At 49.4% G+C, this 11,386-nt stretch carries 6 protein-coding genes; all 6 read left to right on the top strand.

All coding sequences use genetic code 11. The features are described from left to right. The first annotated feature begins 129 nt into the window (after positions 1-129). A complete protein-coding gene (speD, locus tag KDK19_RS05420; protein WP_257287105.1) occupies positions 130-1,758 on the top strand; it encodes an adenosylmethionine decarboxylase in 1,629 nt (542 codons plus the stop codon). A gap of 758 nt (positions 1,759-2,516) precedes the next feature. Continuing rightward, positions 2,517-5,174, top strand: coding sequence for a pyruvate dehydrogenase (acetyl-transferring), homodimeric type (aceE, locus tag KDK19_RS05415; protein WP_257287106.1), 2,658 nt, complete (start codon positions 2,517-2,519; stop codon positions 5,172-5,174). A 19-nt stretch (positions 5,175-5,193) separates the two neighbouring features. After that, the gene (aceF, locus tag KDK19_RS05410) at positions 5,194-7,164 is read left to right on the top strand and encodes a pyruvate dehydrogenase complex dihydrolipoyllysine-residue acetyltransferase (RefSeq protein WP_257282168.1); all 1,971 of its coding nucleotides are present in this window, start codon (positions 5,194-5,196) and stop codon (positions 7,162-7,164) included. A gap of 182 nt (positions 7,165-7,346) precedes the next feature. Further along, a complete protein-coding gene (locus KDK19_RS05405; protein WP_257282169.1) occupies positions 7,347-8,477 on the top strand; it encodes a hypothetical protein in 1,131 nt (376 codons plus the stop codon). A gap of 201 nt (positions 8,478-8,678) precedes the next feature. After that, the gene (locus tag KDK19_RS05400; protein WP_257291500.1) at positions 8,679-10,055 is read left to right on the top strand and encodes a hypothetical protein; all 1,377 of its coding nucleotides are present in this window, start codon (positions 8,679-8,681) and stop codon (positions 10,053-10,055) included. Continuing rightward, positions 10,009-11,386: hypothetical protein (locus KDK19_RS05395; protein ID WP_257291499.1), on the top strand; the 1,378-nt coding region annotated here is incomplete at its 3' end. The genes KDK19_RS05400 and KDK19_RS05395, both read left to right, overlap by 47 nt.

The raw sequence follows: 11,386 nt of genomic DNA, 5'->3' as shown, positions 1-11,386 counted from the left end.
AATTTATTGCAACCGCAGTAGGACAGCCTTAAGTCCGACAGGCTGCTAGGATAAAGAACGGCCTTAAAATGGACGGCTACGGTAAGGATGCTTCTGCTTTAACATTTAAAAATTAGACAGAGTGTCGTTATGAACATTTCCAGATCAGGGTCAGGGGCTACGCTATTGTCAGCAATCTATGCCTTCTCTTGTTATGCTTTCTCTTCAGGTGGCTCAACAGTAGGTTCTATTTATAAAGAGGTTTCAAGTTGTTCCGAATTAACCCGGAATATCGATAGGGATGTCTGCAGTCGGCATTTACCTGTTTTTAAGGCGCTTATCAGGGAAAAGAACCATCAGGTATCTCCGTCAACATCTTACTCAATGTCTGAGCCCATTCCTGAAACCGTCAAGATAATAAAAATATCCGCGACAACACAAAAGCTGGGGTATGAGATTTTTGAAACGATACAACCAACGTTGTTTATCTTTGATGCAGAGCGATCGCCCGGCAAGGGACAAGCGGCTGTCTACGAATTGCCGTCGGAATTCATCAGTGGCGATCGCAGAAGAATCAACAGTTTTCATCTGCCGGACAACTCGGCTTTTGTGGGGAACAGAGCAGATATTCTGCCAGAATTTGTGATTGAGCGAAGTCCACAGAATCACTTTGTGATGTCGGCACCCCATAATGATTCTGTCTATTATCTGGCGAATATCGAAATTGATTCCAGATACCCTCTGGATACGAGCGGTTCAACAGCAAAAGCCACCTCGGAACAGCCCGATACAACCTCGACCACGCAGCATCATCGACCGGCAGGTATTATGGATCTGAGGGGCGCGGGTATTTTTGTTGCAGACAATGTCAGGGTGGTCACGGATCCCTTCAGTTCATCACCCGCACTGATTCCTGATGCAGATGACACAGACGCTCCGGTTATAAATAATGCTGAAAAAACAGGATTAAAAAGTTTAAAAGAATTAGACAACTTAACCACATGGGAAAAAGTAGGCGTAGGTGCTGGCCTGACAATGTTGGATCAAGTGATTACCCGAACCTGGTTCCACCTTTCAAATCGTATCAAGCAGGCTTGGTTAAGACACACCAGTCAGGTGTTAGCGGCTGCATTGGGTTTGGGTCTTCCGGCTTTCCATTTATTACCGAAATGCATCAGTGGCTTGAGAGGAAGGTCAGAACACCCTCCATCAGGACGCACTCCATTAGAGGGGGCAGGTTTACCGGGACGTTCATCAGATCTATATCAACCCGGTAATTTGATAGCGACATCTTCCGTGACTCAAGGATCTGTTGCTGAATTAGCTTTTTCCATCGCGCAGGATGAGCGTTGGCCCACCCACGGCCAAACGTCCATCGCTACTGACGAAGACCAGCTTGATCACTTTATTACCCGTGACGGGGTAGTTTTTGCGGGCACGCATTTGCTCCTCGACTTTTGGGGAGCTGAAAAGCTGGATGACCCCACTACGATGGAAGAAGCGATGCGCGATGCCGTCGAAAAGGCGGGTGCTACTTTGTTGCATATCCACCTTCATCGCTTCGAGCCCAATGGCGGCATTTCCGGCGTTGCAGTATTGGCTGAATCACATATCAGTGTGCACACCTGGCCAGAGAGGAACTTCGCGGCGTTCGATATCTTTGTGTGTGGTGATTCTCAGCCAGAATTAGCGGTTCCGGTATTAAAGGCCGCCTTTAACCCTGACTCGGTTTATACGAAGGAGCATCTGCGCGGTGCGGTGTTCAGCGAAAGCGAGTAAGCGTTTTATCATCCAGTGGATCTGACTATGAATTTCGGCGGTTCTTTTCGCAAAGACGGTGTAAAAGTCAGGGCGGAAATTGCTATCGAGGTATACGCTACCAGTGTTTTTTCTTGTTTATTGGCAAATGTGTCAAAGGAATTTTATAAATATGTGTGACGATGTAGCGGCTTTTGATGTATTTCTGTAACTTTACTGTACCTAAGTACTGGTACTCATTGCGGATTTTGCTTATCTTGTAGTTCAATTACAGAATTGATCGAAATCAATTTTCTGAAGTTTTAAACTCTGCCTCTCCGCACCCAATTTAATGTCCATCAGAAGCCGAACATCCGGCTGGAAGCCTGATGGCAGGGTGGTTGAACCTAAAGTTCAGGCAGGGCAGAATTTTCGTTAGATAACAGTTAGCCATGACAGGGATAGCCCTCAAGTTATTTGTCCTTGTCCCGGCTCCTGAGGCTCACGTCGTTTGATCATTGGTTTCGACTGGTGGTACGGGCTGAAAAAGCAGTCCTTCAGAGGTAAGCCTCGACTATCCTGACAGTCAGAATTTCACTGGTACAACGAAGAATAACCGCCCATTAAGAGTGAGGTTGTTCATCCCGGGTTGAAGCGGTTTATTCGCACAAGGCTGATTGTAGCTTCAGTGTACTGTTGTCCGGATAATCGAAATGGAAAGATGCATCAGTGGCTGATGACCCCTTCACAGATGCTTTTTTTAGAACTGGTTACAGCGCTCAATTCTCGGAGCAAACTATATGCATGACATTGATCCCATCGAAACCCGGGAGTGGCTGGAAGCCCTGGATTCCGTACTGGAAAAAGAAGGGGAAGACCGGGCACATTACCTGATGACCCGCCTTTCCCAGCATGCCAGAGCGAAAGGCACACAGCTGCCCTATGCGATTACTACCCCTTATCGCAACACCATTCCGCCTGAGAAAGAAGCGAGAATGCCGGGTGACCTGTTCATGGAACGCAGAATCCGTTCCCTGGTCCGTTGGAACGCGCTGGCAATGGTCATGCGTGCTAATCAGAAAGACAGCTCTCTGGGTGGCCACATTTCTTCGTTCGCCTCCAGTGCAACTTTGTATGATATCGGCTACAACTATTTCTTCCATGGTTACAACAACAACCGTGAAGGCGATCTGGTTTACTATCAGGGACACACGGCTCCGGGTATTTATTCCCGTGCTTACCTCGAAGGTCGTCTGAGTGAAGATCAGCTGGACGGTTTCCGACAAGAAGTCGAAGGCAAGGGTCTTTCTTCCTATCCTCACCCGCACCTGATGCCTGACTTCTGGCAGTTCCCCACCGTATCCATGGGTCTGGGTCCGCTGCAGGCCATCTACCAGGCTCGCTTCATGAAGTACCTGATCAACCGTGGTATGGCTCCGGAGCAGAACCGTAAGGTCTGGGCTTTCCTGGGTGACGGTGAAATGGACGAGCCTGAATCCACCGGTGCTATCTCTCTGGCGGGTCGTGAAAAGCTGGACAACCTCATCTTTGTGGTGAATTGCAACCTGCAGCGTCTGGACGGGCCTGTTCGTGGCAACGGCAAAATCATGCAGGAGCTCGAAGGTGTATTCCGCGGCGCTGGCTGGAACGTGATCAAGGTGACCTGGGGTCGCCACTGGGATCAGCTGTTTGCCCGGGACAAAGACGGCATGTTACAGAAGTTGATGGACGAAGCCGTCGATGGCGACTATCAGAACTGTAAAGCCAAGGGCGGTGCCTGGACACGTGAACACTTCTTCGGTCGTTACCCTGAAACCAAAAAGATGGTTGAGCACCTGTCTGACGATGACATCTGGCGTCTGAACCGCGGCGGTCATGATCCCTACAAGGTTTACGCTGCTTATCACGCTGCTGTAAACACCACCGACAAGCCAACGGTTATTCTGGCCAAGACCGTAAAAGGTTACGGTACCGGTACGACGGGTGAAGCATCTAACGTCAGCCACAACGTTAAAAAACTGCCAATCGATGATCTGAAACAGTTCCGTGACCGTTTCGACCTGCCGATCAAAGATGAAGATCTGGCCAGTCTGCCATACTTCAAGCCCGCTGAAGACAGCCCTGAAATGGTCTACATGCGCAAGCATCGTGAGAAACTGGGCGGCTTCATTCCTCAGCGTCGCGAGCAGTCAGATATACAGTTGGAGATTCCTGGGCTGAGTGCCTTCGACGCCGTTCTCAAAGGCAGTGGTGAGCGTGAAATCTCAACCACCATGGCCTACGTACGTGTTTTGGCTGCGCTGGCGAAAGACAAGAAAGTCGGCAAGCACATCGTACCAATCATTCCTGACGAAGCACGGACTTTCGGTATGGAAGGTATGTTCCGTCAGCTGGGTATTTACTCTGCAGAAGGTCAGATGTATGAGCCAGTGGACTCTGACCAGGTCATGTTCTACAAGGAGTCCAAACAGGGTCAGATTCTGGAAGAAGGCATTAACGAAGCCGGTGCCCACGCTGCCTGGATTGCGGCTGCTACGTCCTACAGTAACAATAACGTACCGATGATTCCTTTCTATGCTTTCTACTCCATGTTTGGTTTCCAGCGTACCGGCGATCTGGCCTGGGCTTCAGGAGACATGCAGGCTCGTGGTTTCCTGATCGGTGCTACTTCCGGTCGTACCTCCCTGAATGGTGAAGGTCTGCAGCATCAGGACGGACACAGCCACATCCTGGCTTCCACCGTTCCTAACTGCATCAGCTATGACCCAACTTACGGCTATGAGCTGGCGGTCATTGTTCAGGACGGCCTTCGTCGTATGTACGGCGACAACGAAAACGTGTGGTATTACATCACCACCATGAACGACAGCTACAAGATGCCAGCCATGCCTGAAGGCGATAGCGTTATTGAAGGCATCGTGAAAGGTCTGTACTGCTTCGGGGAAAACACCGTCAACGACGGCTTGAAAGTACAGCTGATGGGATGTGGCACTATTCTTGAGGAAGTACGTGCAGCGGCCGACATCCTGCGTAAGGACTTCGGTGTTGAGTCTGATATCTGGAGCGCTACAAGCTTCAACGAACTGCGTCGTGATGGTATGGCGGCAGCTCGTCACAACATGCTGAACCCTGATTCCGAAAAGCAGGCAGGCTGGGTCGAAGTGCAACTGTCTGGTCGCAAGGGGCCGGTTGTTGCTGCCTCTGACTACATGAAGATTTACGCTGACCAGATTCGTGAATTCGTACCAGGCACGTTCATCGCCCTGGGTACCGATGGCTTTGGTCGTTCCGATACCCGCGAAAAGTTGCGTGAGTTCTTTGAAGTGGATCGATACTTCGTTGTTATTGCTGCCCTCTACGGTCTGGTAAAAGACGGTGAACTGGAAGTGTCTGTGCTGAAAGACGCGATGAAAAAGTTCAACATCGACGGCGATAAAGCTAACCCACTGTACTGCTGATTTCATAAGGTTATCCCGAATGAGCGATGAAATAATCAAGATCCCCGATATCGGCAGTGGCAGTGCAGAGGTTATTGAAATCTGCGTTGCACCTGGTGATGCCGTTTCTGCCGATGACTCCCTGATTGTTCTGGAATCAGACAAGGCATCAATGGAAGTGCCAGCACCACGTGACGGCAAGATCTCCGAGATCCTGCTGAAGGTAGGCGACAGTGTGTCTGAAGGTGATGACATGCTGAAAATGGCGGCAACCGCCGCAGTCCGGGAAGGCTCTGATGCTGCCGTCGAAGCAGCGCCAGAGCCCGCTGCACAGCCAGCGCCTGCGCTACAATCAGAGTCTGCTACCCCTCCGGCAGCGCCTGCAGCCAGCAGCATTCAGGAAGTGACTGTTCCCGATATTGGTGCAGAAGACGTTCCGGTCATCGAAATCTGTGTAGCCGTTGGTGATGAGATTTCTGAAGAAGATTCTCTGATTGTTCTCGAATCTGACAAAGCGAGCATGGACGTACCTTCTCCTTTTGCCGGTGTTGTCAAAGAGATCTGTGTTAAAGAAGGTGACAAGCTGAGTCAGGGCGACCTGGTGGTAAAAGTTGAAACCACCACTGGTGCTGCTCCCGTTCCGGCACTTCAGACTGAAGTGCCTCAGACAGCCGCTCCAGCTCCAGCTGTCGCACCGGTTCCCGTAGCTACGCCTGTTGCAGGTGGTATTAATGAAGTGACGGTACCTGACATTGGTGCCGAAAACGTTCCCGTCATCGAAATTTGTGTAGCTGAGGGTGATGAAGTTGCTGAAGAAGATTCCCTGATTGTTCTGGAATCTGACAAAGCGAGTATGGACGTACCCTCTCCTTTTGCCGGTGTTATCAAAGAGATCTGCGTCAAAGAAGGTGACAAGCTGAGTCAGGGCAACCTGATTGTCAGGATTGAGACTCAGGGCGGTGTTGCAGCACCCGCTCCGACTGCTCCCGTGCCACAGGCTTCCGCGCCAGTCGCACCGACTCCTGCGACGGACAAGGCGCCAGCACCCGCCGCTGGGGCTTCTGGTCACAAACTGGTCGAGCTGGAAAAAGTCAATCGCAATTTCCACGCAGGTCCAGCGGTTCGGAGGCTTGCCCGTGAATTTGGTGTTACCCTTGAACGGGTAAAAGGCACAGGCCCGCGCAGCCGTATCCTGAAAGAAGATGTTCAGGCTTACGTTAAAGCTAAGCTGGCTGAAGCTGACAAGCCTCAGGTAGCGGCCGCCACAGGTGGTGGCGGCATTCCACCGGTGCCTGCCCAGGATTACGCCAAATGGGGTGAAATCGAAGAAGTAGCTCTGAATCGTCTGCGCAAGGTCGCGGCTCAGAACTTCCAGCGCTCCTGGTTGAACGTGCCTCACGTTACTCAGTTTGATGAAGCCGATATTACTGAACTGGAAGCTTTCCGTAAGGCTAACAAGGTGCTGGCGGAAGCCCGGGGCACCAAGCTGACTCCACTGCCTTTCTTCCTCAAGGCTGTGGCTTACGTACTCAAAGAGATGCCTGTATTTTGCTCTTCTCTCAGTGAAGACGGCGAGTCGGTTATCTACAAGAAGTACATCAACATTGGTGTCGCAGTGGACACTCCTGACGGCCTTCTGGTTCCTGTCATCAAGAATGTTGACCAGAAAGGTATCTGGGATCTTTCAAGAGAGTGCATCGAGCTGGCTGGCAAGGCCCGCGACAAGAAATTGAAACCAGCCGAAATGCAGGGTGGCTGCTTTACCATCTCCAGCCTGGGTTCTGTCGGTGGTACGGCCTTTACCCCCATCGTGAATGCGCCCGAAGTGGCTATTCTGGGGATCTCCAAGGCTTCCATGAAACCTGTCTGGAACGGCAAGGACTTTGATGCACGTCTAATGTGTCCACTGTCACTGTCATACGATCACCGTGTGGTCAATGGTGCTGATGCCGCCCGCTTTACCACCCTGCTGGCTAATCTATTGTCAGACATTCGTCGTTTGCTTCTGTGATTTTTGGATTTCGGTAAATAAAAAAGCCCGTGGCTGTTTTGCAGTAGCGGGTTTTTTTTACTCGTTAAAACCCTTTGTGTTGAAAGAACAATAGCTTGTTTTCTTGATCTACCGATTTCTTGATCTATCTTTCCTCTCTAAAAAATAAAGACTAAACGCTACAAACTACAGACTGGAATGTAATGAAAAACTCATTCTCTTTGGCACTGATATCGCTGTTTCTTTCGTTGTCTGTCGTCTGTCAGGCCGAACCATTGACAAGAAGTTTCGTCGTTGAACTTGAACAGAATGGAGGTTCTCCAAATGGGATTTTTTCTGTAAGGTTTGGCCAACATGCATTGTTGGGCAACCCGTCATACAGCACGGACACAAACGACTATGTTGCACCGATATCGCCGCCTGATAATAAATCACACAGACTTGTCAGTTACAGGTTAAAAACGTCCTTTATTGAGTCAATCTCGTGGCAATTGCTTTACGCTACCCATTTTCCGGTTGCTTACGAACTGGTTATGACCAGCAATGACGCCGCCCTGAGTGGCAAACCTTATTCATGGATACCTGTAGAAGCGTTTGTCGCTGTCGGATGGCTTTTGAAAAGCTATTGGCACCCCGATTCATTGCTGTTTAAACCGTTGGAACCACTGAAGTCGAGTCAGGATTACCCGTTTACGATCACCACTGCGATGATTGGCTCTGGAAATATGAAACAAAATCAGCCATCAGGATCATCCGTTCAGCAAGTCCCACAGGCTACCTCCAACCGTATAGGCTCTTACACTGGTTCCCTGTATTCCGGCTCTGGTGGCAGTAATGAAGATTCTGAACAACACCAACATACATTGGGTCTGAATTGTTTCGTCCATCTCTGCAATGGTGTTTGTAGATTCCGACATTTATCCAACAGAGAGTCAGCTGAATGGCCGTTGAATTCCGCAGGTAATTCGACAGGCCACACTCTTCATGATGCTTGTCCACCTGAGCTTCAATATGAACAACACCACGATCAAGACGACTTTATAACGACTTATCTCGACACATTGATTGACCCCCCTATTGATCATGTTTCTGATTTCGGTACGATTGATCCTTCTATTTATCTCCCTGATGGTTTCGGCACGATTGATACTTCTATCTATTTCCCTGATGGTTTCAACGCATTTAATGATCCCCCTGCCGAACCCCTCAATGATTTTCCTGACACTCAAGGCATTGGTATCAACTCAACAAATAGCCGTAAAACGCTAAACTCAATGGGTGCAGCTGCAGCCCTTACAAGGGATGAAACAAGCGAAGAAAGCTGTGAAAGATAGTGGCCGGGTAACATGCCCAACAGCAGGCTTTTTTTAACCGGTGTAACCTTTGGTTTTTGACAGAAAAACACGCTTGTTTTCTTGAACTATCACTTTCTTGATCTAGAGTTTTCCGTGTTTATCCTTCATCTTTGCAGACTGGAATTCATAGGTATAACAGTGAAGCAAGTGCCCTCTCCGGCATTGCTGTTGGTGCTTTTGATGTCATCTGTCATCTGCCAGGCCGAGCTGTTGGCAAGACGTTTTGTAGTCGAGCACAAACAGTCACACCAGAGCTTTTTTATTAAGCGCGACCTGAATTCGGTGTTGGGCATCCCTTCAGACATCGCAGACACAAACGACTATGCACAATCAATTGGGCCGCCTTATCACAAACCACACAGACCAGGTGGTTATTGGGTAGAAGCAACCTTTATCGAGTCGACTTCGTGGCAATTGATTTGCACCACTCCTCTGCTGGTTGCCTACGAACTGTTTATGACCACGCATGATGCTGCTCTGAGTGCCAAACCTTATTCATGGGTACCTGTAGAAGCCTTTATCGCTGTTGGCTTGCTTATGAAAAGCTATTGGAACCCCGGTTCATCGCTGTTTAACCCGGTGGGTCAACGGGTGGCAAGTCAGCATCAGCCGTTTGCGTTCACTACTACGATGCTCTCCGGACAAAACAAACAACAAAGTGGCCAACAAAGCCAGCCAACGGCATCATCTGGTCAGCAGGTTCCAACAACCACTCGTCATACAGGCACTTTCACCCATCGCCTGTCTTCCGGCTCCAGCGGCGGTAACGGTGCCCCGGAACGACACCAGCATACTTTTGGTTTAAATTGTTATGCCCCTCCCTGTCATGGCTATTGTGTACTTGCGCTATTATCCGATGGCCAACAGCCAGTTGAATGGGCGCTGAACTCCCCAGGAAATTCGACAGACTGTACAGGAGCAGCAACTGAACAAAGCCCACCCCCCGATATCCCCGGAGCGATTTATCTTGACACATCGGTTGGTCTCCATAATTCCCTCTCTGTTAATGTCCCTGATGTTTCCCCTGAACACCGCTCTCCTGATTGCTTTATCAATCAAACCAATACAACAACTGGCTGCCCCCCTCTAGATGCAGTGGGTGCAGAGACACCCAATAGAACCGGGGAACAAAATTGTTACGAGTCAGTGGGTTGGGTAGATAGCCAGAGGCGGCCAGGTGATCGCACATCGGACGATAGGTATAAAAAGAGAGGCTACACCGGGCTGCAAGTTTATGACAAAAGCCAGCTAATAGTTTGTGACGAGACAGAGTACTGGGAGGATGGCCGACAGCATCGATGCCGTTCGGCCTTCAAAAATGCTGAAGAACTGGCTTTTCACAAAAGAGCTTTTCATGAGCAGGTAGCCTGTGACGAGACAGTGGTCGGGCAAGATGGCGAGGCGCAGCCATGCAGGATACTCTTCAAAAATGCTGCAATGCTATTGCTTCACAAGGTGTTGGTTCACACAAAAACTATTACAGACACCAAGCTTAATGGTACGAAGCCGAATGATGACCATATCGATCACCTGTATCTTCCAGAAGATAGAAAGTGATTCGGCTTCCAACCAGACTCAAATCACGCTATTCAGAGGGCATAGAGTTTTGAAAAAATTACTCACAGCGGCACTGTTTTTGCTGTTCCCTCTGTCTGCCATCTGCCAGACCGAATCGTTTACAAGAAGTTTTTTTGTTGAGCTTCATCAGGATGGAAACTCGCCAAAAGGGAGCTTTGCTATTAAGCGAGACCAGCAAACATTGCCAGGCACCTCGTCATACCTTGCCGATACAAACAGCTACGCCGAATCAATTTTTCCGCATGATGACCAACCACGCAGACTCGGGGGCTTCGGGTTAAGAACGTCCTTTTCTGAGTCGATATCGTGGGAATTGATATACGCCGCTGGTTCGCTGGTTGCTTACCAACTGGTTATGACTTCCCATGACAGTGCTCTGAGCACCAAAGCTCATTCATGGATACCCGTAGAAGCCTTTTTAGCGGTCGGCTGGCTTTTACAAAGTTATTGGAACACCGATTCACCCATGTTCAGTCCAACAAATAAACTGGAGGCCAGTCAGGATGACCCGTTTGCAATCACTACTATGGTGCTCCCCGGAAATGGCAAAAAACAAAGACAGCAAAAAAACGAGCAAACAGAATCATCCGGTCGGCAAGCCTCTGGAACATCCGCCCAAATCACAGGCTCTGTCAAAAGACCCCGGCATTCCGGCTCTGGCGGCGGTAACGAAGAGCCGGAACAACCTCAACATACTCTCGGCTTAGATTGTTACGTCGATTCCTGTCATGGCGTTTGTAAACTTCGACAATCCTCCCATAACGAAGGGCCTGCTGATTGGTCGCTGAATCCTGTAGCAAATTCGACAGGCAACACAGGAGCAGCATCCGAACAAAGCGTGCTTTTCACACGATTGACTCTTTTGCGGCAGCGGCAGATAGGCCTGATGGTCCGGGTGGCTCAGAATCTGCGGCATCAGGAAAGAATGTCCGTCACTAAGCGATCGAACGATGGAAATACGCTCAAATCACTGCAAAGATCATCCACCGGTAACTCAGCCCTTCTGCTTCCCTCCAGGCAAGAAATAGAGGCAGCAGCTTCCACTTTTATTTCAAACTGTCCCCAAATAGCGAATTGTCTTACTGATCCAGCGAGTCAGGAAGCTGCGATTAACATGGCAGCTTTGCATACCTTGTATTCCATACCTTATTCTGATGATTCGCAAGAACCAAAAAGAGAGTCAAAAAAGGCTTTATGTGCATTTGTAATAAATCATATTGAGCGTTTCAATATCATTTTTCCCTATATAGCGGTCCCCGGTTGTGGTCGTTTAAAGCCTGAAAGATTTCTGGCTGTTATGCTCTCTCTAT

The organism is Endozoicomonas sp. ONNA1, from assembly GCF_024606325.1.
In the GTDB taxonomy this organism is placed as follows: domain Bacteria; phylum Pseudomonadota; class Gammaproteobacteria; order Pseudomonadales; family Endozoicomonadaceae; genus Endozoicomonas_A.
This window is presented reverse-complemented; position numbering and strand designations above follow the sequence as displayed.

Bases quoted from the DNA above. Each gene is read 5' to 3' on its own strand.
- speD (WP_257287105.1), top strand. From the start codon at position 130: ATGAACATTTCCAGATCAGGGTCAGGGGCTACGCTATTGTCAGCAATC.
- aceE (WP_257287106.1), top strand. From the start codon at position 2,517: ATGCATGACATTGATCCCATCGAAACCCGGGAGTGGCTGGAAGCCCTG.
- aceF (WP_257282168.1), top strand. From the start codon at position 5,194: ATGAGCGATGAAATAATCAAGATCCCCGATATCGGCAGTGGCAGTGCA.
- KDK19_RS05405 (WP_257282169.1), top strand. From the start codon at position 7,347: ATGAAAAACTCATTCTCTTTGGCACTGATATCGCTGTTTCTTTCGTTG.
- KDK19_RS05400 (WP_257291500.1), top strand. From the start codon at position 8,679: ATGTCATCTGTCATCTGCCAGGCCGAGCTGTTGGCAAGACGTTTTGTA.